This is a genomic window from Shewanella carassii, assembly GCF_002777975.1.
In the GTDB taxonomy this organism is placed as follows: Bacteria; Pseudomonadota; Gammaproteobacteria; order Enterobacterales; family Shewanellaceae; genus Shewanella; species Shewanella carassii.
Genome location: NZ_NGVS01000013.1, coordinates 124,985 through 148,131 on the forward strand (window position 1 = coordinate 124,985; position 23,147 = coordinate 148,131).

At 52.6% G+C, this 23,147-nt stretch carries 20 protein-coding genes and 9 tRNA genes; 21 read left to right on the forward strand and 8 right to left on the reverse strand.

The genetic code is table 11. The features are described from left to right. Nucleotides 1–5: 5 nt before the first annotated feature. Together CBE72_RS08065 and CBE72_RS08070 are read left to right on the forward strand one after the other, a co-directional pair. Complete coding sequence (locus CBE72_RS08065) at nucleotides 6–977, forward strand: DUF2333 family protein (protein ID WP_100143093.1); 972 nt, start codon at nucleotides 6–8, stop codon at nucleotides 975–977. A 3-nt stretch (nucleotides 978–980) separates the two neighbouring features. Next, nucleotides 981–1,718 carry a TIGR04219 family outer membrane beta-barrel protein gene (locus CBE72_RS08070; RefSeq protein ID WP_100143094.1) on the forward strand — a complete coding sequence of 246 codons (738 nt, stop codon included), beginning with the start codon at nucleotides 981–983 and terminating at the stop codon, nucleotides 1,716–1,718. A 66-nt stretch (nucleotides 1,719–1,784) separates the two neighbouring features. Here the strand turns inward: CBE72_RS08070 and tolC are convergent, their stop codons facing one another. After that, nucleotides 1,785–3,101, reverse strand: coding sequence for an outer membrane channel protein TolC (gene tolC / locus CBE72_RS08075; protein WP_100143095.1), 1,317 nt, complete (start codon nucleotides 3,099–3,101; stop codon nucleotides 1,785–1,787). A 236-nt stretch (nucleotides 3,102–3,337) separates the two neighbouring features. On the opposite strand from tolC, the gene nudF reads away from it, so the two are divergent. Genes nudF through parC form a run of 7 tightly spaced genes read left to right on the forward strand, consistent with a single transcriptional unit; the run spans nucleotide 3,338 to nucleotide 11,272 of the window. Next, a complete protein-coding gene (nudF, locus tag CBE72_RS08080) occupies nucleotides 3,338–3,952 on the forward strand; it encodes an ADP-ribose diphosphatase (RefSeq protein ID WP_100143096.1) in 615 nt (204 codons plus the stop codon). Beyond that, the gene (locus CBE72_RS08085; RefSeq protein ID WP_100143097.1) at nucleotides 3,945–4,379 is read left to right on the forward strand and encodes a DUF1249 domain-containing protein; all 435 of its coding nucleotides are present in this window, start codon (nucleotides 3,945–3,947) and stop codon (nucleotides 4,377–4,379) included. Before nudF ends, CBE72_RS08085 begins: the two co-directional genes overlap by 8 nt. A 15-nt stretch (nucleotides 4,380–4,394) precedes the next feature. Further along, entirely contained in the window at nucleotides 4,395–5,234 is an 840-nt protein-coding gene (gene cpdA / locus CBE72_RS08090; protein WP_100143098.1) for a 3',5'-cyclic-AMP phosphodiesterase, read from the forward strand. 32 nt (nucleotides 5,235–5,266) lie between these two features. Continuing rightward, nucleotides 5,267–5,842 (forward strand): YqiA/YcfP family alpha/beta fold hydrolase, encoded by a 576-nt coding sequence (locus tag CBE72_RS08095; RefSeq protein ID WP_100143099.1) that lies wholly within the window; start codon nucleotides 5,267–5,269, stop codon nucleotides 5,840–5,842. Nucleotides 5,843–5,895: 53 nt separating this feature from the next. Beyond that, a complete protein-coding gene (parE, locus tag CBE72_RS08100) occupies nucleotides 5,896–7,782 on the forward strand; it encodes a DNA topoisomerase IV subunit B (protein WP_100143100.1) in 1,887 nt (628 codons plus the stop codon). A 44-nt stretch (nucleotides 7,783–7,826) separates the two neighbouring features. Next, nucleotides 7,827–9,005 (forward strand): PQQ-dependent sugar dehydrogenase, encoded by a 1,179-nt coding sequence (locus CBE72_RS08105; protein ID WP_167387655.1) that lies wholly within the window; start codon nucleotides 7,827–7,829, stop codon nucleotides 9,003–9,005. Beyond that, on the forward strand, nucleotides 9,005–11,272 hold the full coding sequence (parC, locus tag CBE72_RS08110; protein ID WP_100143101.1) for a DNA topoisomerase IV subunit A: 2,268 nt from the start codon (nucleotides 9,005–9,007) through the stop codon (nucleotides 11,270–11,272). The genes CBE72_RS08105 and parC overlap by 1 nt, the downstream gene beginning before the upstream one ends. Nucleotides 11,273–11,349: 77 nt before the next feature. Here the strand turns inward: parC and CBE72_RS08115 are convergent, their stop codons facing one another. Then, the gene (locus tag CBE72_RS08115; protein WP_100143102.1) at nucleotides 11,350–11,541 is read right to left on the reverse strand and encodes a bacterioferritin-associated ferredoxin; all 192 of its coding nucleotides are present in this window, start codon (nucleotides 11,539–11,541) and stop codon (nucleotides 11,350–11,352) included. A gap of 290 nt (nucleotides 11,542–11,831) precedes the next feature. Next, the gene (locus tag CBE72_RS08120; protein ID WP_100143103.1) at nucleotides 11,832–12,758 is read right to left on the reverse strand and encodes a D-2-hydroxyacid dehydrogenase; all 927 of its coding nucleotides are present in this window, start codon (nucleotides 12,756–12,758) and stop codon (nucleotides 11,832–11,834) included. Nucleotides 12,759–12,806: 48 nt separating this feature from the next. On the opposite strand from CBE72_RS08120, the gene CBE72_RS08125 reads away from it, so the two are divergent. Continuing rightward, nucleotides 12,807–13,139, forward strand: a complete 333-nt coding sequence (locus tag CBE72_RS08125) for a DUF3392 domain-containing protein (RefSeq protein WP_100143104.1) — start codon at nucleotides 12,807–12,809, stop codon at nucleotides 13,137–13,139. 32 nt (nucleotides 13,140–13,171) lie between these two features. On the opposite strand, the gene CBE72_RS08130 is transcribed toward CBE72_RS08125, so the two are convergent. From CBE72_RS08130 to rsgA, 5 genes are all read right to left on the reverse strand, one after another. Beyond that, on the reverse strand, nucleotides 13,172–13,891 hold the full coding sequence (locus tag CBE72_RS08130; protein WP_100143105.1) for a glycerophosphodiester phosphodiesterase: 720 nt from the start codon (nucleotides 13,889–13,891) through the stop codon (nucleotides 13,172–13,174). Between the two features lie 6 nt (nucleotides 13,892–13,897). Then, nucleotides 13,898–17,104: a mechanosensitive ion channel domain-containing protein gene (locus CBE72_RS08135; protein WP_100143106.1), complete on the reverse strand. Its 3,207-nt coding sequence runs from the start codon at nucleotides 17,102–17,104 to the stop codon at nucleotides 13,898–13,900. Between the two features lie 75 nt (nucleotides 17,105–17,179). Beyond that, nucleotides 17,180–18,070, reverse strand: coding sequence for a DMT family transporter (locus tag CBE72_RS08140; protein ID WP_373289227.1), 891 nt, complete (start codon nucleotides 18,068–18,070; stop codon nucleotides 17,180–17,182). A gap of 2 nt (nucleotides 18,071–18,072) precedes the next feature. Further along, nucleotides 18,073–18,936, reverse strand: coding sequence for an archaetidylserine decarboxylase (gene asd, locus CBE72_RS08145; protein WP_100143108.1), 864 nt, complete (start codon nucleotides 18,934–18,936; stop codon nucleotides 18,073–18,075). A gap of 31 nt (nucleotides 18,937–18,967) precedes the next feature. Then, nucleotides 18,968–20,032, reverse strand: a complete 1,065-nt coding sequence (gene rsgA / locus CBE72_RS08150; protein ID WP_100143109.1) for a small ribosomal subunit biogenesis GTPase RsgA — start codon at nucleotides 20,030–20,032, stop codon at nucleotides 18,968–18,970. Between the two features lie 112 nt (nucleotides 20,033–20,144). Here rsgA and orn point away from each other — a divergent pair, with 112 nt between their 5' ends. The 11 genes from orn to CBE72_RS08205 all read left to right on the forward strand — a co-directional run bounded on the left by orn (nucleotide 20,145) and on the right by CBE72_RS08205 (nucleotide 22,974). Beyond that, nucleotides 20,145–20,690 (forward strand): oligoribonuclease, encoded by a 546-nt coding sequence (orn, locus tag CBE72_RS08155; protein WP_100143110.1) that lies wholly within the window; start codon nucleotides 20,145–20,147, stop codon nucleotides 20,688–20,690. A gap of 126 nt (nucleotides 20,691–20,816) precedes the next feature. Further along, nucleotides 20,817–20,892 (forward strand) — tRNA-Gly (locus CBE72_RS08160). Nucleotides 20,893–20,934: 42 nt separating this feature from the next. Beyond that, a tRNA-Gly gene (locus tag CBE72_RS08165) sits at nucleotides 20,935–21,010 on the forward strand. A gap of 122 nt (nucleotides 21,011–21,132) precedes the next feature. Beyond that, a tRNA-Gly gene (locus CBE72_RS08170) sits at nucleotides 21,133–21,208 on the forward strand. A 122-nt stretch (nucleotides 21,209–21,330) separates the two neighbouring features. Further along, nucleotides 21,331–21,406 (forward strand) — tRNA-Gly (locus tag CBE72_RS08175). A 122-nt stretch (nucleotides 21,407–21,528) separates the two neighbouring features. Next, nucleotides 21,529–21,604: transfer RNA gene (locus CBE72_RS08180), tRNA-Gly, on the forward strand. A 122-nt stretch (nucleotides 21,605–21,726) separates the two neighbouring features. Then, nucleotides 21,727–21,802, forward strand: a tRNA-Gly gene (locus CBE72_RS08185). A 122-nt stretch (nucleotides 21,803–21,924) separates the two neighbouring features. After that, nucleotides 21,925–22,000 (forward strand) — tRNA-Gly (locus CBE72_RS08190). Nucleotides 22,001–22,122: 122 nt separating this feature from the next. Then, nucleotides 22,123–22,198: transfer RNA gene (locus tag CBE72_RS08195), tRNA-Gly, on the forward strand. Nucleotides 22,199–22,240: 42 nt separating this feature from the next. Continuing rightward, nucleotides 22,241–22,316, forward strand: a tRNA-Gly gene (locus tag CBE72_RS08200). 202 nt (nucleotides 22,317–22,518) lie between these two features. Next, entirely contained in the window at nucleotides 22,519–22,974 is a 456-nt protein-coding gene (locus CBE72_RS08205) for a ferritin family protein (RefSeq protein WP_100143111.1), read from the forward strand. The last annotated feature ends 173 nt before the right edge of the window (nucleotides 22,975–23,147 follow it).

The window sequence follows — 23,147 nt, forward strand, 5'->3', positions numbered from 1 at the left end:
CCGGGATGCAAATGACATGGAAAAAAGGTGTCGGTGCTGCGGCCATAGTGTTCGTTATCGCATACGGCATCAGTGTGTGGTGGAGTATTGAACCCGAAGTACTGCCCCCCCAGGTGATGACATCGGAAAAGGGCGAGAAAATCACAGGTTATGCCACTACCAGTGCGCTGATCAATACCATGGAGACCTTGCTGGATAAGCAAGGAGGCTGGTTGTCCAACGACATGATGCCGCCTTCTGTGATGATGGACAACATGCCGGCGTTTGAATTTGGCGCCTTGGAACAGGTGCGGGATCTCGCTTTGATCATGCGCAAAGAGTTCAGCCGCTCCCAGTCGCAGTCCACCGCCGACAAAGATCTGCTGGAAGCGCACTCCAAGCTGAATATTGAGCATACCAGTTGGCTGGTGCCCAGTGCCGAGAGCGAGTATCGCGATGCTATCAAACTATTGAAGGTTTACCGGGCGCGGATGATGGATCCCAATAACCCGGATGCCCAGTTTTATGCCCGTGCCGATAACCTCAATGAGTGGTTGAAAGAGGTGCAGAAGCGTTTGGGCAGCATGTCGCAACGTCTGGCCGCCAGTGTGGGTCAGGAGAGGCTGAATACCGATCTGGCCGGCGACAGTGCCGCCCGTCAGTCGACCCCCAACCTGGCGAGTCAGCAGATTAAGACCAGCTGGTGGCAAATAGACGATGTCTTCTATGAATCCAGAGGCTCTGCCTGGGCTTTGCTGAATTTCATGAAGGCAGTAGAAGTCGATTTTGCTGACGTACTGAAGAAAAAGAATGCCGAAGTGAGTCTCAAACAGATCATCCGTGAACTGGAAGCGACTCAGCAAACAGTCTGGAGCCCAATGATCCTCAACGGTTCCGGATTCGGTTTGGTGGCCAACCATTCCTTGGTGATGGCCAACTATGTGTCCCGCGCCAATGCCGCGGTGATTGATTTAACCAACTTGCTTTCACAGGGTTAATTTATGAAAAAGACTTTATTGGCGACAGCCTTGCTGGCTTCTTTGATGGCGACCTCCGCCCAGGCAGCAACAGTCGTAGGCTTTAAGGTAGGCGCCGATTACTGGAAAGGAGATGCCAGCGGTACTTTCGCCGAGAAAGGCCAGCCGCAGCAGGAGTTCAACTATGACTCTTCCGCCCAGTACAGCCTTTGGTTCAGCGTTGAGCACCCTGTGCCACTGCTGCCCAACCTGAAGATCCGCGAAAACCGCCTGAAAGAAGATGGCGCGATGAGCAATGCCAACTTCAATTTCAACGGCCACAGCTTCAGCGGTGATGTTTACGCCACGGCTGACCTGAGCAACACAGACTTTATCCTCTACTATGAGCTGCTGGACAATGATCTGGTTGCTCTGGATGTGGGTGGTGCCTATAAGTTGATGGATGGTTCTTTCCGGGTGGCAGACAAGGGGCATCCTGAGCAGCGTGATATCGACAGCGGTGTGGTCATGGGTTATGCCAATGCCGAGGTTGGCCTGCCTTTCTTCGGCCTGTACGCCTTTGCCGATGTGTTGGCCGGTATCAATGAGTCCAATGTCTATGACTACCAAGTGGGTCTGGGCTGGGAGTTTGATGGCGTGGCGCTGGATACCCGGGTGCGTGCCGGTTATCGCGAGTTTAAATTTGACGTGAACGGCTTCAACGGCATGAGCAGTAATATGCAGTTTGACGGCTTCTTTGCCGGCGTAGAACTGGTGTTCTAATTCCGTTTCAGTCGATTAGTCACAAAAAAACCGCCAGCTGGCGGTTTTTTTATTGGTTAAACTCCCTTACTGCTGTGCAGGAGTTTTCAGGCCGTTGTTGATGGAGATGACATCATCTTCATTCAGGGTGCCTGTGGCTTGTTTCAGTGCCAATATCGACTTGATATAGCCGTAACGGGCGTTGGACAGCTGACGCTTGGAATCATACAGATCCCGGGTACGGTTCAGCACGTCAACTATGGTACGGGTACCCACTTCAAAACCGGCTTGAGTGGCTTTCAATGCACTTTCGGAAGAGAGCACTGACTGCTCATAGGCCTTGATGGAGCTGATAGAAGCGCCAACGTTGTTGAAGTTGTTGCGAACATTTTTGACTACCTGGCGGTAGGTCTGCTCCAGTCTCTGACTAGCTTCAACATAGGCGTATTGCGCTTGTTTCACCTGAGAGCTGACCTTGAAACCTTCAAAGATAGGCACGCTCAGGTTAACGCCTACAGTACCGTTATCGAAGTCTGGTTGGCTCTGGCTGCCCACTTCCTGCTCCAGGCCTTTGGTATAACCGGCACTCAGGCTCAGAGATGGCATATGGCCGGCCTTATAGAGGCTGATGGTTTCCTGGGCGATATCTTTACCGATACGCTGGGTCAGCAGGTCGACACTGTTGGTCTCGGCCATCTTTAGCCAATCGCTTGGCATCGCCGGGGTTGGGCTGGCTGCAGAGAAGCGGTTGGTGTCCAGGATATCGATGCTCTTGTGATCTATGCCGGTGATTTCCCGCAGGGCTTCATAGCTGTTGATCAGTTCATTCTCGGCCAGAATTTCGGCAGCGGTCGCCAGGTCATACTGAGCCTGTGCTTCATGGACATCGGTAATGGCTGTCAGACCAACAGCAAAGCGTTGCTTGGTTTGTTCCAGCTGACGCTCGATGGCACGCTTCTCGGCGCCTTTGAATTCGTAGTTGTCCTTGGCCGCCAACACGTCAAAGTAAGCGGTGGTTACCCGGGTGATCAATGTCTGCAGGGCTGAGGCGTAGACGGCATCGGCCTGTGATGCGGCTTTCTCTGCCAGGCTCAAACCTACCCAAGCGGCATGGTTATAGATGACTTGGTTGAGTTGGATGGCACCTGTCAGGCCGCTGCTATCTTCAGAAGGATCGTTCCAGGCTTTATTGTAACCGACATTGGCACTGATGCTTGGTAGCAGTGGGGCGCGGTTTTCTTCAACTTTTTCATATAGTTGATCTCTTTGCGCCTTGGCTTGGAGCACTACGGGATCATTGGTTAATGCCTGCTGATATATCTGAAGTAAATCGTCGGCTTGAACGGCCGGGGCAGAAACTGCGAGCGTTAACGCCGCGCATAAAGTGCGGATCTTGAATTTCATTGGCTGTCCTTATAGACAAACACCCTGTGACGGGTGGTTTCAACTTCGTTAGACTGTTAATGCCTTTGATAAAGGCGGTTTGCGCTTCCCGACGCTTCCCGATACAGCAAAACTTAATGGTTTTGATACTAAAAAATCAACCGTTTTCAAGTCAATTCGGAAGTGTAACAGATTTTATTGGCAAATGGTGCCGGGTGGTTCGAAATTGCACCTTTTATAGCTAAAGCGGAGTGAAAATGGCAGCAGAAAAATTCACCAAAAAGGATATTCAGGTGCTGGGGCAGCGCACGCTGTACCGGGGATTTTTCCGGATGGAGGAATATCGTTTCCGTCATCGGTTGTTTGCCGGGGGCTGGAGCGATGAAGTGACTCGCGAGGTATTTGAACGCGGTCATGCCGTGGTGGTTTTGCCCTACGATCCGCAAGAAGACAAAGTGGTGCTGATAGAGCAGGTGCGATTTCCGGCATTGGAAACCAGTGAATCTCCTTGGCTGTTGGAGTTGGTGGCGGGTATGATTGCCCCCGGTGAAGTGGCCGAGGAGGTGGCCAAACGGGAACTTTTGGAAGAAACTGGACTCCACTCCAGTGCAATTTCGGCCGTAAGCAGCTATCTTTCCAGCCCCGGAGGTTGCAGTGAACGCTTCTTCTTCTATTGGGCTGAAGTCGACTCATCAAAGGCAAACGGATTGCATGGCTTGGCCGAAGAGCATGAGGACATTAGGCTGCATGTGCTGTCCCGCAGTGATGCTTATGCCAAGGTGCTCAGTGGCGAAATCGACAATGCTTCAACCGTGCTCGGACTGCAATGGTTGCAGCTCAATTATCAAACTTTATTGCAGGCCAATGAATAAGAGAGACAGTGACAAGAAATATCAGCCGGATGTCAGCCGCTTTTTAGCCCTGTGTGGTCGCAATTATGGCCATATTCAGCGCTGGTTACCGGATGAGGGGGAAGTGGGCGAAAGCTGGCAGGTAGAAGGAGACTTCGGTTGCCTGGATGTCGAGTTGCTGGAAAATACCCGCTATACCCAGTTGATCAGTATTTCCCGCCATGTGGGAAAGGGCGGCTTGGTGCCTGCTCCCAAAGTCACTGTACGGATTTATCATGATGCTAAATTAGCAGAAGTGTTAAGCAGCCGACAGATTTACCAATTGCGGCCGGTGTATGATTATCCGAACTTACGCATGTATCATCGCGACGAAAAGTACCAGGTAAACGCCTTCCTGGAGGAGTTATTGAAAATAGACTGTCAGGCGCGCCTCGTTTGTCAGTCCTGAGATTGGGTAATCAAAGTGCTGAAAGAGGCAATCACATACAGTATTCCTGAGGACAAGAGTGTTCGTTTGGTGCAGATCACAGATCCTCATCTGTTTGCCGATCCCGAAGGGCAGCTTCTTGGCGTCAATACCGCCAACAGTCTCAATGCCGTTATCAATACCATTCAGGCGGTCAAGTATCCTGCCGACATGCTGCTAGCCAGTGGCGATATCAGTCAGGATTACTCCGGTGAGTCTTACCGTAACTTTGTTGAAGCGGTCAAGCCGTTAAACCTTCCCTGCCACTATATTCCAGGTAATCACGACGACCCCAGGATCATGTATCTGCATATGCAGGGTGAGCGAGTCTACGGTCATAGGCGGGTCTTGGCCGGGAATTGGCAGATTATCCTGCTGGACTCCACTGTGCGGGGAAAACCGGGTGGCCATATGGCTGAAAGTGAACTTGAGGTCATTCGTAGCGCGATTGCTGCCGAACCAGACAGACATGTGCTGTTGGTGATGCACCATAATCCAGTGTTGGTGGACTGTGCGTGGTTGGATCAACACTGCATGGACAATGGCGCCCAGTTTCTCAAAGAGATGGGGCGTTACCCTCAGGTAAAGGGCATGCTCTGGGGCCATGTTCATCAGCAACTGGATACCGAATACCAGGGTGAAAATCACAGGCTATCTTTGATGGCGACCCCATCGACCTGTATTCAATTTAAACCCTTGTCTTCCTACTTTGCGCTGGATGCTCTGCAGCCTGGCTACCGTTTGCTGGAGCTTAAGCCCGATGGTAGCATGCTCACCAATGTTTATCGGATCCCGGGCGAACGCTTCGCACCGGATGCTGAGGCCAGCGGCTACTGAGTTTTATCGGAGCAGCTGCCTAGTGAGGAACTATGCTGCTCTATATTCACGGTTTCAACAGTTCTCCCTTGTCTGACAAGGCCGTGCTTACCCGCACCCATATTGAACAACACTTTCCCGGTGTGCGACTGGAGCAGCCGCAGTTACCCAGTTCGCCCAAGGCGGCAATGGAACTGTTGATTCAGTTGACCGAAGCTGCCAAGGCCAAGGGTGAGCCTCTGGCGTTTATCGGATCATCCCTCGGCGGGTATTTTGCCTCTTGGCTAGTGGAGCGTTATGGCGGCAAGGCGGTACTGGTTAATCCGGCGGTGCGCCCCTTTGAGTTATTCAGCGATTATTTGGGGCCGCAATACAATCCCTATATCGATGAGCACTACCAATTATTGCCGGAACATCAGCTACAACTGATTGAATTTGATACGCCAGTCATTCTCAATCCGGATCGTTTTTTTGTATTATTACAGACTGCCGATGAGGTACTGGATTATCGCCAGGCCCTGGGCAAATATCACTGCTGTGAGATGCTGCTGGAAAGCGGTGGAAACCATAGTTTTGTGGGTTACGGCGACAAGCTGGACTCAGTCTGCCGTTTTTTACACTTATCTTGACAATCAGATCCTCGCGGCCCACCATGGCCTGAACATAAAAGACAGTGTGCGCTATGACCAATCAATACACCTCCGATGCCATTGAAGTACTGAACGGACTGGATCCGGTAAAACGCCGTCCCGGCATGTATACCGATACCACCCGACCCAACCACCTGGGTCAGGAAGTCATAGATAACAGTGTCGATGAGGCCTTGGCCGGGTTTGCAACTCGAATCGATGTGGTATTGCACACAGACAACTCCCTTGAAGTCACAGACGATGGCCGAGGCATGCCGGTGGATATTCACCCGGAGGAGGGGATCCCCGGGGTCGAGCTGATCCTGACCAAGCTGCATGCTGGTGGTAAATTTTCCAACAAAAACTATCAGTTTTCCGGTGGTTTGCACGGGGTGGGGATCTCTGTGGTCAACGCCCTTTCTCGAAGAGTCGAGATCACGGTTCGCCGCGATGCCAAAGTCTATGAAATGGCCTTCGAGCATGGCGATAAGGCCGAGAGTCTCAGGGAAACCGGTACCTGCGGGCGCCGCAATACCGGCACCCGGGTGCAATTCTGGCCTGAGCCCAGCTATTTTGATTCGCCCAACTTTTCGGTCACCAAGCTGACTTACCTGTTGCGGGCCAAGGCAGTACTCTGTCCTGGGCTTAGAATTCGTTTCGCCAACAAACAAAACGGTGAGGTCCATGAGTGGTTTTATGAAGAGGGCCTGACCGACTATCTGAAAGATTCTCTCAAAGAGGCTCCGGCTCTGCCACAGGAGCCTTTTGTCGGCAGTATCAAGACCAATCTGGAAGCCGCCGACTGGGCCATTACCTGGCTGCCCGAGGGCGGCGACAGTATCAGCGAAAGCTATGTCAACCTGATCCCAACGCCGCTTGGTGGTACCCATGTGAACGGTTTCCGTCAGGGACTGCTCGAGTCGATGCGTGAGTTCTGTGAGTTTCGCAACCTGATCCCTCGGGGGATTAAGCTTAGCCCGGAAGATATCTGGGACAAGGCCAGTTTTATTCTGTCGGTGAAGATGCAAGATCCGCAATTTGCCGGTCAGACCAAGGAGAAACTCTCCAGCCGCCAGTGTTCTGCGTTTGTGTCGGGTGTGGTGCGTGATGCCTTCAGCCTCTGGCTCAACAGCAACACAGATCAAGCCGAACTGCTGGCTGAGATGTGCATCAACAACGCTCAGAAACGCCTCAAGGCGGCGAAGAAAGTCGCCCGCAAGAAGGTCACTTCAGGCCCGGCGCTGCCCGGTAAACTGACCGACTGCACAGGTCAGGATCCGGCGCGTTCCGAGCTGTTTCTGGTGGAAGGGGACTCGGCCGGTGGCAGTGCCAAACAGGCCAGGGACAGAGAGTTTCAGGCGATCATGCCGCTGCGGGGTAAGATCCTCAACACCTGGGAAGTGGAAGCGAGCCAAGTGCTGGCCTCCCAGGAAGTGCACGATATCTCAGTGGCCATAGGCTGCGATCCCGATAGCGACGATATCTCCGAACTCAGATACGGCAAGATATGCATTCTCGCCGATGCCGACTCGGATGGTTTGCACATAGCAACCTTGTTGTGCGCACTGTTTTTGAAACACTATCGCACCTTGGTTGAAAAGGGGCATGTGTATATTGCGATGCCGCCACTGTTCCGTATCGATATCGGCAAAGAAGTGTTTTACGCTTTGGATGAGTCTGAAAAGCAAGGCATTCTTGACCGGATTGCCGCAGACAATAAGAAAGGAAAGGTGCAGGTTACCCGCTTTAAAGGTCTGGGTGAGATGAACCCACTGCAACTGAGGGAAACGACCATGGATCCCAATACCCGTAGATTGGTACAGCTGACCATAGACGATGTCGATGAGACTGTGGCATTGATGGACATGTTGCTGGCCAAGAAGCGTTCGGGTGATCGTAAGTCATGGTTGGAAACCAAGGGAGATCTTGCTCAACTGTAATCGCCCTTGATGTGCCAATAACTATAAAACTTAAAGGCAAGGATATGATGAGCCAGAAGAACAGAGTCGGTATCGCGGCTGGCAGGGGCCTGCTTTTATTGGGAGCCGCGTGGCTTAGCTCTGCGGTCAATGCATCTCAGTCGATGATCATTACCGTGACCAAAGGCTTTGGTGTTTCTCTCTATGCTACAGACGTTGGTGATGCCAAGCAGATGGCCGTAGGAGATGAAGGCACTCTGTTTGTTGGTTCTCACAAGAGCGGCACGATCCACGCTTTGGTCGACAGTAACCATGATGGCCGGGTCGATAAACGCTATCTGATAGCCAAGGGCCTGGATTACCCGGAGGCGTTGGCCTTTCACAAGGGCGATCTCTATGTCGCTCTGGAAGATAGAGTGGTGGTGTACCGGGATATCGAACCTAGGCTCAGGCGCCCTCCGCGGGCACGGGAAGTCTATGACCAATTGCCGGGCAATGGCAAGAAAAGCGCCAGAGCCATGCGCTTTGGCCCGGATGACAGGCTCTATATCGCCATCAGCGCTCCCTGCAATGTGTGTGAACCCAGTGCCCCTTTTGGCAGCATCATTGCCGTGGATGTGAACTCGGGCAGTAGTCAGCAGATAGCGCTCGGAATACGCAATGTCATAGGTTTTGACTGGTCACCACTGGATAACCGCCTCTGGTTTGCCGATATGAGTCGCGACTGGATGGGGGATAATCTGCCGCCGGATGAGTTAAATCGGGTCGATGTGGCCGGGGCGCATTATGGATTCCCTTATGTGCATGGCAAAGCGGTGCAGGAACCTGCCTATGAAGAGCCCAAGAGCCTGAATATTACCAAGCCAGTCTATGAACTGCCGGCGCATGTATCCCCGATGGGGATGCTGTTTTATCGGGGAAGCCAGTTTCCCGCTGAATATCATAACCAGATTTTATTGGCTGAAAATGGTTCTTGGAACCGTTCCAGTAAGGTGGGTTACCAGATAGTGGTGCTGGAAACCGATGGCCGCCAGGTGAGCAATCGCCGCACCCTGGTGAGTTTTCTCGATGGTGAGTTTCCGGTGGCCAGACCCCATTCACTGGCGATGGCCCCGGATGGCGCCGTCTATATTTCGGATGATCTGAAGGGAAACATCTACCGCCTGTACTACAAAGACACTGATGCAGAAGATACAGAATCTGAGTCGGACTATGCGCCGGCACCTGAACAGGAAAATGAATAATGAGTGATGCGATAGCCTTGAGCCTGGATGGCGTGGAGCAGATGCCGCTCAGGCGCTTCACCGAAGAGGCATATCTCAACTATTCCATGTATGTGATCATGGATCGGGCCTTGCCTCATATTGGCGATGGCCTCAAACCGGTGCAACGGCGAATCGTTTACGCCATGAGCGAGCTGGGATTATCGGCGGCGGCCAAATACAAGAAGTCGGCCCGTACCGTGGGTGACGTGCTGGGTAAGTATCATCCGCACGGCGACAGCGCCTGTTACGAAGCCATGGTGCTGATGGCGCAGCCCTTCACCTATCGCTATCCCTTGGTGGATGGTCAGGGTAACTGGGGGGCTCCGGACGACCCCAAGTCGTTTGCGGCCATGCGTTATACCGAAGCCAGACTATCCAAGTTTTCTGAGGTGCTGCTAAGCGAACTCGGTCAAGGCACAGTGGACTGGGGCGTCAACTTTGATGGCACCCTGAAAGAGCCCTTGGTACTGCCTGCCAGACTGCCGCATATTCTGCTCAACGGTATTACCGGTATCGCAGTGGGTATGGCCACGGATATTCCGCCCCATAACGCCCGCGAGTTGGCCAGCGCCTGTATCGAGCTGCTGGATAATCCCAAGGCCGATTTGCCACGGCTGATGGAATTGGTTCCCGGGCCCGATTATCCGACTGCGGCCGAAATTATTACCCCGAGCGCCGAAATCGCCAAGGTCTATGAGTCGGGCCGTGGCTCAATCAAGGCCCGCGCAGTTTACACTGTGGAAAACGGTGAAGTGGTGATAACGGCTTTGCCGCACCAGGCCAGCTCCAGCAAGATCCTCGAACAGTTGGCGGCGCAGATGCAGGCCAAGAAGTTGCCTATGGTGACAGACTTGCGCGATGAGTCGGACCATGAAAGTCCGGTGCGCTTGGTAATAGTGCCGAGATCCAACCGGGTCGATATCGAACAGATGATGGCGCACCTGTTTGCCACCACAGATCTGGAAAAGAGCTATAGGGTTAACCTCAATGTGCTCGGTCTCGATGGTCGGCCTCAGGTCAAGGGGCTCAAGCAACTCTTGAGTGAGTGGCTGGAGTTTCGAATTCATACTGTGCGCCGCCGTCTGGAATTCCGTCTGGATAAAGTCCTGGCCAGGTTGCATATTCTTGAAGCCTTGATGATAGCCTTCCTCAATATTGATGAAGTGATAGAGATCATCCGCTTCCATGATGAACCCAAGGCCGAACTGATGCGCCGCTTTGGGCTGACAGACAAGCAAGCCGAAGCGATTCTGGAACTCAAGCTGCGCCATCTGGCCAAGCTGGAAGAGATGAAGATCCGTGGTGAGCAGGATGAGCTCGAAGCCGAGCGGGAAAAGCTGCAGCAACTGCTCAGCTCGGAACGCCGCCTGAAGACCTTGATCAAGAAAGAACTGCAGGCAGATGCGGAAACCTATGGTGATGACCGCCGCTCGCCACTGGTGGTGAGAAGCGAATCCAGAGCACTGTCGGAGCAGGAGTTGGTGCCAACCGAGCCCGTGACTGTGGTGCTATCTGAAAAGGGTTGGGTACGCTGTGCCAAGGGTCATGATATCGATGCCGCCGGGTTGTCCTACAAGGCAGGTGACAGTTTCCTCTGCGCCGCAGCCGGACGCAGCAACCAGCAATCTGTGTTTATTGACAGCGCCGGGCGCGCCTTCGCCACGGATACCCATACTCTGCCTTCGGCCCGTAGCCAAGGGGAACCTATTACCACCAGATTCAATCTGGCCCCGGGGGAGAGCATGGAGCACGTATTGCTCGGGGATGATGATAACTGCTTCCTGCTGGCGAGTGATGCCGGTTACGGCTTTATCTGCGCCTTTAAGGATATGGTGTCGCGTAACAAGGCGGGTAAGGCTTTGCTGACGCTGCCAGCCAATGCCAAGGCTTTAACGCCGCGTAAACTGGACAAGTCCAGACCCAGTTCGATTCTGGCCATTACCAATGAAGGGCGGATGCTGATGTTCTCCATGGAGGCGCTGCCGCAGTTGGCCAAGGGTAAGGGCAACAAGATCATCGGCATCCCGTCGGAGCGAGCAAAAAACCGCGAAGAGTTGGTGACCCATCTATACCTGGTGCCGGAAGGTGCCAATGTCACCCTCTGGGCCGGCAAGCGTAAGCTGACATTGAAGAGCAGCGATCTGGAGCATTACCGTGGTGAGCGGGGCCGTCGCGGCGCCAAGCTGCCAAGAGGGCTGCAAAGGGTCGACAGTGTCGAAGTCAGTTTGGAGGAGCCGGCGCTGTAGCCCGGCCCAAAAGTAGCCCGGCCCAAAAACCACAAAAGCCGCATCATGATGCGGCTTTTGTTTTTTTACCCAATATATCAGGCGACTTCGTAATAGTTGGGCTCGAGATCCAGCTGATTCTGGATGATTTGCGTCGCCATCCGTACACACTTACCGCATTGATCACCCACACAGAGGCGTTTTTTCACCTCGCTGAGGCTAACATCTCCCTGGCTGACTGCCTGCTTTATCTGGGTATCCGTAATCGCATGACACAGACAAACGTACATTTATCGGGCTCCGGTTACTGCTGGTAAGTGGACGTTATTTTTCAATACGCAATTCTAAATGAAAACCGTTATCAATACTAATAACGCTTGGGTATATTTTAGGGCAGATCACCCTTTAGTTGGTTATTAGGGAAGGTGCGAATAAGTCCCATGTGTGCTCTGCATCGGCTTACGGACTTGGATGCAAGGCGTGGTTTGCAGCAAATGGCCCTAGTCCTTTGCAAGAACTTCCTTAGGTCTTTAGTCAGCAAATAGCACCGCGCCCGGAGGAATGGGCGCTAGAGGAAGGATTAGTAGCCTCTGTCGAAGTACACCAGGTTCTCCAGTGATTCGGCATTGAGGTAGTGGTGATAGTTCCGGGCGAAAATATCGACCACCTGAGACGGGAAGCTGGGCGCCGAAATATGGGGAGTGATTACCGCATTGGGGCAATCCCAGATGGGGTGCAGCGGTGACAGCGGCTCCTGGGCAAACACATCCAGCACGGCTTTGAGCCGGTTTCTGCGGCCGAGTTCGACCACCAGGGCATCGAGATCTAGGGCGTCACCGCGGCCTATGTTGAACAGTATCGCGCTGTCTTTGAGTTGTGCCAGTCTCTCTTTGCTCAGCAAGCCTCGGCTCTCCTGAGTGCTCGGCAGAGTGTTGACAACCACATCGGCCTGGGGCAAAAGCTCATCGAGCTGGGCCGGGCCGATGATGCAATCAAAGCCCGCGACGGCTCTTTGGCTGCGGTTCATACCCCAGACCTGCATCTTGAAGTGTTTGGCGCTGGCGGCCAGGTGCTCACCGATGGAACCCGTGCCCAGGATCAGCATCTTCATCCCCTGCAGGGTTGCCAGGGAGCCAGGGTGCCAGTATTTCTCCTGCTGCTGGTGATGATACAGCGCATGTTGACGAACTTCGGCGAGCAGATAACCGAACACATATTCACTCATCAAGGGGCCGAAGATCCCCTTCACATTGGTCAGCAGGTAGTCTTTCCTGGTTTTAGCGCCAAGCAGTTTATCGACACCGGCGAAGGTTGATTGCAACCAACTGAGATTCTTGCCGTGACTCAGCAGCGGTTGGGCCAGAGCCGGCTCGGCCAGCCAGATATCGGCACTGGCGATATTGGCCGGGTCATCGCCCAGGATAGTAAGGCCAGGAAGTGATTTTTCTGACAACAACTGTCGATATTCAGCATTTTCCCGGGTGAGTAACAGCAGCTTGTATGCCATAGTATCTGTCCTTGTTGTTTTCGTTATTTTTATGGATTTTATATTTTAATGGATTCAGTTACGCAACTGCTGACCCAGCTGGGCAGTCAGCTCTATCCCTGGCTCAATGAGATAGCCACCGCCATGGTTGCCTGCGTCATTTTGGTGTTCGGTGCCGACTTCAACCGTTTCCTGCGCCGTAAGCTCGGGGCACGCAATTTTGTACTGCGCACGCTGATCTTTATTCTGGTCAACGCCTTTGGTTACGGCATGCTGATAGTGGCGCTCAGTCCCTGGCTCGCCAGGCAGCTGGCGCATCTACCGGCGTTGTGGACTTTACTCTTGGTCAGCGCAACTTTTATCTTTGTCGGCGGCTGGGCCCAGCGCAATAACCAGAGTTGAACAATCTAACCAGAGATCATTCAAACGAATGATCAATCAAACCAGTGGCGGTAGTCGGTTTGTGACTCCTGAGTCAATGCGGCGGCGGCTCTGTCTGGATAGTTGGCAAAAATACCATCTGCCCCTAGCGCCGCCAGCGCCCTGATATCATCGGCATCATCTACGGTATAGACATACACTTTGGCGCCGCGCTGATGAGCATCGGCTACCAGTTCTCGGCTGATAAAGCTGATATCCAGATGCAGTGACCAGGCCTTGAGCTCACTGACCACGGCGGCTTGGTTGAGCGCTATCCCCTCGAGCAGTGGCGCTACGGGTACGTCGGGCAACTGCTGTTTTACCTGTTTGAGCCAGAGGTGATTGAATGAGGACACCAGCAGCTGCTCTGGCTGGTAGCCGAGTTGCAGTAGCTGCGGGTATTGCTGGATAAAAGGCTCGACGCAACCCACTCCCTTGAGCTCTATGTTGACCGTCATGCGCCCCTCGATAAGCTCAAGTACCTGGCGCAGGGTAGGGATAGGTTCTCCCTCGACCCTAAGCTGCTTTAGATAGCTGCTGCTTTGCTGCGCGAGCAGCCCTTTGCCGTCGCTCTTGGGGCTCAGGCGGCGGTCATGGAAGACCCAGAGCTCACCATCGGCATGATGTACATCCAGCTCAACTGCCTCACAGCCAAGCTCTAGTGCCAGCGCCATCGCCTTAAGGGTGTTTTCCGGCGCATAACCACTGGCGCCACGGTGCGCGAAAATCAACATCTGCGATTAACCTCTGATAATACCGCTGGTGTCTTTGTTGTGCGTATTGCTGATATGCACTTCGAGCTGAGGATAAGCCAGCTCCAGCTGGTTCTCCTTGAGCTTCTTGCTGATCCGCTTGTGCAGATCGTGGCGCAGCGGCCAGCGGGAAGACATATCTTTGGCGTAAGCCCTGACTTCATAGTCCTGAGTGTGCTTGCCGAAACCGGCAAACCAGACTTCCGGTTCTGGGGTCTCCAGTGCGTTTTCACACTCTTTCACTGCCTGATAGAGCGCGGCCTCCACTCGAGCAGGATCTGAATCCCTGGCGACCGAAACATAGATGATCACCCGGGTAATGGGATCCGACAGCGACCAGTTAATTAGCTGCTCTGTGATAAAGGCCTTGTTGGGGATGATAATCTCTTTTCTGTCCCAATCTATGATGGTGGTCGCGCGGATTTTGATCTTGGATACCGTACCTGTAAGGTCGCGAATAGTGACGGTATCGCCGATCCGCACCGGCTTTTCAAACAGTATGATAAGGCCCGAGATAAAGTTGGCGAAGATCTCCTGTAGACCAAAACCAAGACCCAGAGTCAGCGCTGCAATTAACCATTGCAGCTTGGACCACTCCATCCCCAAGGTGGCAAAGCCGATGACGATACCGATAAAGACCACCAGGTAACGGGTCACAGTGGTGATGGCAAAGCCGGTTCCCGGGGTGAGATCCAGCTTTTGCAGCACAGTCAGCTCCAACAGGCCGGGCAGATTGGTGGCTATCATCATGGAAAAGCCGACCACAATGGCGCCAAATACCAGCGACTTCATGGTGATGGGCAGTGGCTGCTCGACTCCGCCTACCCCGGTAGTCGTTGTTGTCCAAAGAGTAATGCCGTCGAGGAAGCTGAACAGGGCGGTGTGGGTTTGGGTCCACAGGCCGACCAGGCAGGCCAGAAACGCCAGCAGCAGCAGGGATCTCACCAAACCCAGTGATTGGCTGGACATGGTTTCCAAATCGACTACCGGCTCTTCATAGGTGTCCTGATGATCGTTGTTGCTTGATGAGGTATCACCTTTTTCCCGCTGCGCCAGACGCTCGGCTCGGCGGGCCTTGGCGCGATCGAAGGCGATGCGGCGCCTTTCAATCAACATCCAACGTTTCAGTAACTGGTACAGCAACAGGAAGCCGAGTCCCAGCAGTAAAGAAAGCTGCAGCTGCAGCAGCATCTGGAAGGCGGTGAAATAGTAGCCCCTGAATGCCAACACGGCGCTCAGTGGCGGCACCAGCAACAACAGTAGCCACAATAGTTTTTGCAGCAGACGCTTATTCTTGTCGTCCAGATGGCTTTCACGATAGCGACGGGACAGAGTCAGTACGTCCCGATAGAGCATAAATAGCATGATACAGAACAGAATAAAGGCGCCGCGGCCTATGCTGTTGCGCACCAGAGAGGAGTCGAGAATTTCGGTAAAGCCCATGACGCCCACCAGAGGCATGGCCATGATGACAAAGCGGCGAAAACGCTGTTGCCCTTGACGGATCACCTCTTGCGGCCTTTTGAAATGGCCTATGAGCAGGCCCTTGTCCAGTGCCAGCAGATAGATGAAGCGATAGAGCTGGTACAGGCTGCCTATAGCCAGTACGCCCATGCCTATGGCCTGAATGGGATTACTGTTGGACTGCAGCATAATCAAGCCGGCCGCCACTATGGGAAAGGGTTTGAACAAGCTGTAACCGGCGCTGATCACTAATGTCTGGATGGTGTAGATAAATTTATCCTGGGTCACCTTGCCGACCGGCGCCTCACATTCGCGCATCATGGTCTTGAATCTGGGGGTGAGAATATCCTGGGCCACCAGACACAACACCGCCAGGATGATCCACCATGACCAGTATGGACTCAGTTCGGTCAGCCCCTGCTTTATCTCAGGCAGGTCGGTTTGTTGCCAGAGCCAGAGACTGGAGCGCTGCAGATCCGTCAGCCACAGCTTGCTGATGCTGTAGGCGTTGGGTACCCAGAACAGGTGTTCATTGAGGGTGGACTTGAGTCTCTGATAACTGTCGGTGAGCAGCTCATACTTGCTCTTGAGCTTGGCCAGTTCACTGAGATAAGTGTCATAGCCTTTCAATAACTGATTCAGCAAGGCCTGTTGTGATTCAAGCAATCGCAACTGAGATTCATTGCTATAGGCCTGGGTCGTTAGCCGTTGCTCATTGGCGGCAAACTGCTGCTCAATCTGATAGCGATTGAGTCTGGCATCGGCTATCTGGGTTTGCAGGTGTTCTTGGTTAGGGGGCTTTGGCAGTGACTGCAGGATCTGCAAAAAGCGCTCACCGAAAACCGGGTTCATCTTGACCCAGCTGATCTGCTCTTTGATGTTGTCCAGTTGCTTGCTGTGGGACTGATCCTGCTTCTCCGCTTGTTCCTGCAGGGCTATGGTCTGCGCCGTCTGCTCAGTCAATTGCTGCAACTGCTGACCATACTTTTGATTAGCCTGGCTTAGCTCTGTGGTCAGACTATCGTGAGTACCGGCCTCAGAATTGAGGGTTTCGGCCAGTGTGGCGTTGACTTGCTGCTGCCTGGCATCGGTAATGGCGCGGTTAAGCTGCTCGATAAGTAGTTCTTGTTGCTGCAACTGCTTGCGTACCAGTTGCAGTTGTAACTGATGCAGTTCGCGCTTTTGTTGGCTGACTGCCAACTCGCTTTCCAGCGTGGTGAGCTGTTGCTCCAGCAATAACAACTGCGCCTGTTGCAGTGCTTTGCTGGTATTGTCAGTGGCCACTGCCTGAGTTTTTTGCTGTTGCAGCAGCGCCTGTCTGATTTTAACTATTTCGGCAGGTAACTCGCTGTGGCGCTTGAGCATGGCGCTGTTGGCCTGGCTGAGGCTGGTTTCACTCTCTTTCAGTTCGGAAAGGCGCAGATAGGCCATGGAGGCCTGCTGATCCAGATCCTGATGGCGTTCGGGTTTAAGTGGCGCGGCGGCTTCTTGCAGCAGATCATAAAGATGTTGGCGCCGATTCTCGAAATTGAGCTGCAGTTCCTGATAGCTGCGGGTTGTGTCGGCCAGCTGCTGAATGCTTTTTTCCAGCTGCGCCAGTTGTTGCTCCTGCGACAGGGCTTCCGTGTTTTGTTGATTAATTCCCAGGCGTTTATCCAACCCCAGTGGCGAGTTGGCCTGGGCGGAGGCGACAAAAAAGAGACAAAACAGCAGGATGCAGGCTCGAACCATAGTTAAATTCAAAGAGTTAAATACAAAGAGTGAATCGACAGCTCATATTAGCTAAGTTAAGCGGGTTTTGATATGTCAGCCAAGGTTCTTTTTCGGGGCTTGTGATTTGTGACTCTGTGATGTTTCAAACAAGGCGGTTGCCACCACCAGAGTACCGCCGATAGCGGTTGTTAGCGTCAGCGACTCATCCAGCAGTAACCAGGCGAGCATGGCGCCATAGAAGGGTTGTAAGCAGGAGACTAAACCGACAGTTTTGGCGCTCAAGTATCTGAGTGCCGAGGTAAACAAGGCATGGGGCGCCGCGGTAAAGACGACTCCCAAAAGCAGCAGCAATCCCCAGGTTTGGTTGCTAATGTCTCCGGCATCAAGACTGTGCCAAGGGGCCAACACCAGCACCGCCACCGCGGTTTGGTAAAACATCGCCTGCTGGCCGCTGTAGGCGGTGAAGTGGCGTTTGTGCAACAGGTTGCGGGCGGTGAACAAGATGGCGGAAACAACGCCGACCAGGATCCCAAGGGTAACGTCGTTGCCCAATGACGGCTCGGGGATCAGCAGAATCACTCCTAGCAGCACGGCCAAACCGCTGACAAGATCTCTAAGGTGTAAGCGACTGCCGGTAAACCAGGGTTCGACCAGCACTGTCATCACGGGATAGGTGAAAAAGGCTATCATGCCGATGGCGACAGAGGAGAGTTGCATCGCCGCAAAGTAGGTCACCCAATGGAGGCTGACAATCACCCCAAGCAACAGGGCAACAAGGTAATCTTTGCCGCGCAGCAAGCGCAGGCGTTGACGGCTTAGTTTAACCAGCAGCGCCAGAACGATGGCGGCGATAATGCAGCGCAGCAGAGTGATATCGAGGGCGCTCAAGGGGATAAGCCGGGAGAACAGGGCGGTTCCTCCGAATAGGAGTACCGCCAGATGCAGTTCTGTCAGGCCTGTACGTGCTTGCCCCTTGGCAGACAAGTTCAGTCCTCTATTTGGGCAAAAGGTGCACCCATACGGGTTACGGCACCTGGCTCAACACCATCGGCAAATTCATCCAGGGCGTCCTTGGCAAACAGCATGACCACGGTACTGCCCAATTTGAAGCGGCCCATCTCGGCACCTTTCTCCAATGTGATGGCATCCGGCCCTGTGGTAGGGTATTCCCAGGTAAACACGCGCTTGCCTGTCGGCGGCGTGACAGTGCCGGCCCAAACGGTTTCTATGCTGGCCACTATGGTGGCGCCAACCAATACCATGGCCAGGGGACCAATTTCGGTTTCGAATATGGCGACCACTCGCTCGTTACGGGCAAACAGTCCGGGTACATTGCGGGCGGTCAACGGGTTGACTGAGAAGAGTTCGCCGGGCACATAGGTCATTTTCGACAGCGTGCCTTTGATGGGCATATGGATTCTGTGATAGTCCTTGGGAGCCAGGTAGATGGTGGCAAAGTCACCGTCTTCGAAGCGTTCGGCATCTTTGGCCTGATTACCCAGCAGGGTCAGAGCCGAATAGTGATGGCCTTTGGCCTGAAAAATGCGGCCGTCTTCAATGGGGCCACACTGACTCACGGCGCCATCGACCGGGTGCACTATATATTCAGGGTCCTGACACAGAGGGCGTGCGCCGTCTTTCAGGGCGCGGGTGAAAAAAGCGTTGAAGCTCTTGTAAGCTTCAGGCTCGCTTTGGGCCGCTTCTGACATATCTATCTTGTACTGTTTGATAAACCAGCGAATAGCCCAGGTGGTCAGCTTGCCGGCTTCGGCCGCTGCCAGTTTCCCGACCAGGCGGGACAACAGGTGTTTGGGCAGCATGTACTGCAGTGCAATCTTCACTTTATCCAATTTTTGCTTCCTTCAAATGGGCTTTACCAGCTTAAATGTCGTCCATGCCGGCGCGGAAGTGGCGGGCGTGACGCTGTTCATCCAGACTGGTGATAATTCTGTGATAATTGTTGAATCTGTCTTCGGCAATTTTGCCTTCCTCTACCGCTTTACGCAATGCGCAGCCGGGATCGTCCAGATGTTTGCAGTCGCGGAATTTACAGCCGCCGAGAAAATCCCGGAACTCCACGAAGCACCAGCCGACACGGTCGGCAGGCAAGTGCCAGAGGGCAAATTCACGAACCCCGGGGGAATCAATCAGATCGCCGCCGCTAGGCAGGTGAACCAGTTTGGCCGTGGTGGTAGTGTGTTGACCCAGGCCTGAGTTTTCCGAGACTTCTCCGGTTTGCAACTGCGCCTGTGGCAGCAGGGCATTGATAATTGAAGATTTACCTACTCCGGATTGCCCGGCAAATACACTGGTTTTTCCTTGCAACAGGGTTTTCAGTTGCTCTAGCCCTTCAGCAGTTTTACTGCTGACTTTATAGACGGGGTAGCCGATAGCACGGTAACGGGCCAGGGCGGTTTCCACTTCAATGGCCTGAGTCTCATCCAACAAGTCGACCTTGTTGAGAATGATCACCGGCGGGATCTCAGTGTCTTCAGCCGCCACCAGATAGCGGTCAATAATCTGGGTGGTAAAGCTCGGCAGCACAGATGACACTATGAAAATTTGATCTATATTGGCGGCAATGACTTTAACGCCATCATAGAGGTCGGGTCGGGTCAGTGACGAGCTGCGCGGGTGAACGGCTTCAACCACACCGGCGACGGTAGTTTGCGGATCGGTCGCCAGACGTACCACTACTTTATCGCCGGTAACCAGGCTGCCTATGGTGCGGCGAAGATTACAACGAACCAGTTGGCCATCATGGGTTTCAATATCGGCATGCTGGCCGAAACGGGAAATAACCGTGGCCTCCAGCTCGGGGCCGAGTGAGCTATCCTGTATTTCAGGGGCAGTCTCAGCAGCGTTTTTCCCACGTTGCAGACGCTTCTGATGATTGGCTTTCATACGGCGCAGTTGGCCATGGCTCAATGGTTTCTTTTTACTCACAGGCAGCTCTTCGCGGTATAAGGTGATTTTGTGTCTTGGCAAAAAGCAGTATGATACACGGTCTTAAATAAAAAAGCCTGAATTTAGGCGAACTGGAACGGTGGGCTGAGCTATGGTTGCGGATGAAAATAACCTGATTTGGATCGATCTCGAGATGTCCGGGCTGGAGCCTGAAACCGATAGGGTATTGGAAATAGCGACCTTGGTAACAGACAAGGAGCTGAACATTATCGGTGAAGGGCCAGTGATAGCCATTCATCAGAGCGATGAAGTGTTGGCTGCCATGGATGATTGGAATCAACAGCATCACGGCGCTTCCGGGCTAATTGAGCGGGTGAAGGCCTCCAAACACACAGAGGCTGACGCCATAGCCGAGACCATAGCTTTTTTGAGCCAGTACGTGCCTAAAGGTGTGTCTCCCATGTGTGGCAATAGTGTCGGCCAGGACAGACGCTTTCTGAACAAGTATATGCGTGAACTGGAAGAGTACTTCCATTACCGCAATATCGATGTCAGTACGGTGAAGGAACTGACTAAGCGTTGGCAGCCGGAAATCATGAAGGATTTCAAAAAGCAAAATACTCATCAGGCATTGATGGATATTCAGGAGTCGATCGCCGAACTGAAGTTCTACCGTGAGCGAGTATTTAAAATTTGAGCGATCGGACGATAAATCTGTTTCAGGGGGTTGCAGCAGATGGAAATTTCCATATAATGCGGCCTCACCTTTCCGCTGGTGGTAACCAGTGTGAGTAGGTAAAGTGGTAAGAGTTTACAGTTTGATGCGACATTAGCTCAGTTGGTAGAGCGGTACCTTGCCAAGGTACAGGTCATCGGTTCGAACCCGATATGTCGCTCCAAATTCCAGACACCCACTGTCTTTAAATGTGGACTTAAGTGATGCGACATTAGCTCAGTTGGTAGAGCGGTACCTTGCCAAGGTACAGGTCATCGGTTCGAACCCGATATGTCGCTCCAAATTCCAGACACCCACTGTCTTTAAATGTGGACTTAAGTTATGCGACATTAGCTCAGTTGATAAAACAGAAGGTCGGTACCTTTGTTGATTGTCAACGCAGATGATGAAGCAAACAAGCGATGCGACATTAGCTCAGTTGGTAGAGCGGTACCTTGCCAAGGTACAGGTCATCGGTTCGAACCCGATATGTCGCTCCAAATTCCAGACACCCACTGTCTTTAAATGTGGACTTAAGTTATGCGACATTAGCTCAGTTGATAAAACAGAAGGTCGGTACCTTTGTTGATTGTCAACGCAGATGATGAAGCAAACAAGCGATGCGACATTAGCTCAGTTGGTAGAGCGGTACCTTGCCAAGGTACAGGTCATCGGTTCGAACCCGATATGTCGCTCCAAATTCCAGACACCCACTGTCTTTAAATGTGGACTTAAGTTATGCGACATTAGCTCAGTTGATAAAACAGAAGGTCGGTACCTTTGTTGATTGTCAACGCAGATGATGAAGCAAACAAGCGATGCGACATTAGCTCAGTTGGTAGAGCGGTACCTTGCCAAGGTACAGGTCATCGGTTCGAACCCGATATGTCGCTCCAAATTCCAGACACCCACTGTCTTTAAATGTGGACTTAAGTTATGCGACATTAGCTCAGTTGATAAAACAGAAGGTCGGTACCTTTGTTGATTGTCAACGCAGATGATGAAGCAAACAAGCGATGCGACATTAGCTCAGTTGGTAGAGCGGTACCTTGCCAAGGTACAGGTCATCGGTTCGAACCCGATATGTCGCTCCAAATTCCAGACGCCCACGGTCTTTAAATGTGGACTTAAGTGATGCGACATTAGCTCAGTTGATAAAACAGAAGGTCGGTACCTTTGTTGATTGTCAACGCAGATGATGAAGCAAACAAGCGATGCGACATTAGCTCAGTTGGTAGAGCGGTACCTTGCCAAGGTACAGGTCATCGGTTCGAACCCGATATGTCGCTCCAAATTCCAGACGCCCACGGTCTTTAAATGTGGACTTAAGTGATGTGACATTAGCTCAGTTGATAAGACAGAAGGTCGGTACCTTTGTCGATTATTGACTCGGATGATGAAGCAGATAAGTGATGCGACATTAGCTCAGTTGGTAGAGCGGTACCTTGCCAAGGTACAGGTCATCGGTTCGAACCCGATATGTCGCTCCAAATTCCAGACGCCCACTGTCTTTAAATGTGGACTTAAGTGATGCGACATTAGCTCAGTTGGTAGAGCGGTACCTTGCCAAGGTACAGGTCATCGGTTCGAACCCGATATGTCGCTCCAATCTCTATCTCTCCCCCAAAAAAATCTTTAAAAGTGCCTTTTCGTGATCTGTCGCAGGTTTCTTGCGTTTTGTCTAATGTAGTGATATCCGCAAACACTGATTTATGACCTTGTTCAAATATTCTCACTATTTTTGCTTACATAATGTCCTTGTACTAATTTGAATTGTGCCGTTGACGGCAGCAGAAATGGAGATAGGTAGATGCGTATACAACAGTTGCGTGAGCTCCTTGAATTTGTAGCTAAATGCCGTCTTGATATGGCCCAGCTCTATCACAGATTGCATACTCAGGCTGACTCATCTAGGGTCAAATTGATGTTGGAATATTTTGAACAACATCAAAAACATATCGCTGAAACCCTCGAAGATTATATCGATGAGGCGCCAAACAAGATCCTCGATACCTGGTACAAAGATATTGTGTTTGAGGACTTTGGCAAACGCTGCCGTGACACCATGCTGGCGGCCAATATGACAGAAGATGAAGTGCTGAATCTGCACCTGGATCTGGAAAACCGCTTGATCGCTCTATTGGAAAAGGCCGCCGGTTCATCGGTTTCGGCCGAGGTTAAGGGGGCTTTGGAAGACTTGGTGCGGGTCGAGAAGATCCAGCAGCAGCGACTGGTCCACAGTACCATACGTATGGACGACATTTGACGTCTCCCAGATGTGGCGGATCTGCTTGGGTCTGCCGTTAGTTCTGCCCGGCCCAGACCGGGCTTTTTCATTTTTATCAACTTGTTCTGACTCAAGTCATAAATGTTCACTGACTTTGTTGCTAGTGTGGTATCGGTCATCGCTGTTTTTATGCGCAGGTAATCATAGCGTCA

Excerpts from the sequence above, each read along its gene's own strand:
- CBE72_RS08065 (WP_100143093.1), top strand. The coding sequence starts at position 6 with ATGCAAATGACATGGAAAAAAGGTGTCGGTGCTGCGGCCATAGTGTTC.
- CBE72_RS08070 (WP_100143094.1), top strand. The coding sequence starts at position 981 with ATGAAAAAGACTTTATTGGCGACAGCCTTGCTGGCTTCTTTGATGGCG.
- tolC (WP_100143095.1), bottom strand. The coding sequence starts at position 3,101 with ATGAAATTCAAGATCCGCACTTTATGCGCGGCGTTAACGCTCGCAGTT.
- nudF (WP_100143096.1), top strand. The coding sequence starts at position 3,338 with ATGGCAGCAGAAAAATTCACCAAAAAGGATATTCAGGTGCTGGGGCAG.
- CBE72_RS08085 (WP_100143097.1), top strand. The coding sequence starts at position 3,945 with ATGAATAAGAGAGACAGTGACAAGAAATATCAGCCGGATGTCAGCCGC.
- CBE72_RS08095 (WP_100143099.1), top strand. The coding sequence starts at position 5,267 with ATGCTGCTCTATATTCACGGTTTCAACAGTTCTCCCTTGTCTGACAAG.
- parE (WP_100143100.1), top strand. The coding sequence starts at position 5,896 with ATGACCAATCAATACACCTCCGATGCCATTGAAGTACTGAACGGACTG.
- CBE72_RS08105 (WP_167387655.1), top strand. The coding sequence starts at position 7,827 with ATGATGAGCCAGAAGAACAGAGTCGGTATCGCGGCTGGCAGGGGCCTG.
- parC (WP_100143101.1), top strand. The coding sequence starts at position 9,005 with ATGAGTGATGCGATAGCCTTGAGCCTGGATGGCGTGGAGCAGATGCCG.
- CBE72_RS08115 (WP_100143102.1), bottom strand. The coding sequence starts at position 11,541 with ATGTACGTTTGTCTGTGTCATGCGATTACGGATACCCAGATAAAGCAG.
- CBE72_RS08120 (WP_100143103.1), bottom strand. The coding sequence starts at position 12,758 with ATGGCATACAAGCTGCTGTTACTCACCCGGGAAAATGCTGAATATCGA.
- CBE72_RS08125 (WP_100143104.1), top strand. The coding sequence starts at position 12,807 with ATGGATTCAGTTACGCAACTGCTGACCCAGCTGGGCAGTCAGCTCTAT.
- CBE72_RS08130 (WP_100143105.1), bottom strand. The coding sequence starts at position 13,891 with ATGTTGATTTTCGCGCACCGTGGCGCCAGTGGTTATGCGCCGGAAAAC.
- CBE72_RS08135 (WP_100143106.1), bottom strand. The coding sequence starts at position 17,104 with ATGGTTCGAGCCTGCATCCTGCTGTTTTGTCTCTTTTTTGTCGCCTCC.
- orn (WP_100143110.1), top strand. The coding sequence starts at position 20,145 with ATGGTTGCGGATGAAAATAACCTGATTTGGATCGATCTCGAGATGTCC.
- CBE72_RS08205 (WP_100143111.1), top strand. The coding sequence starts at position 22,519 with ATGCGTATACAACAGTTGCGTGAGCTCCTTGAATTTGTAGCTAAATGC.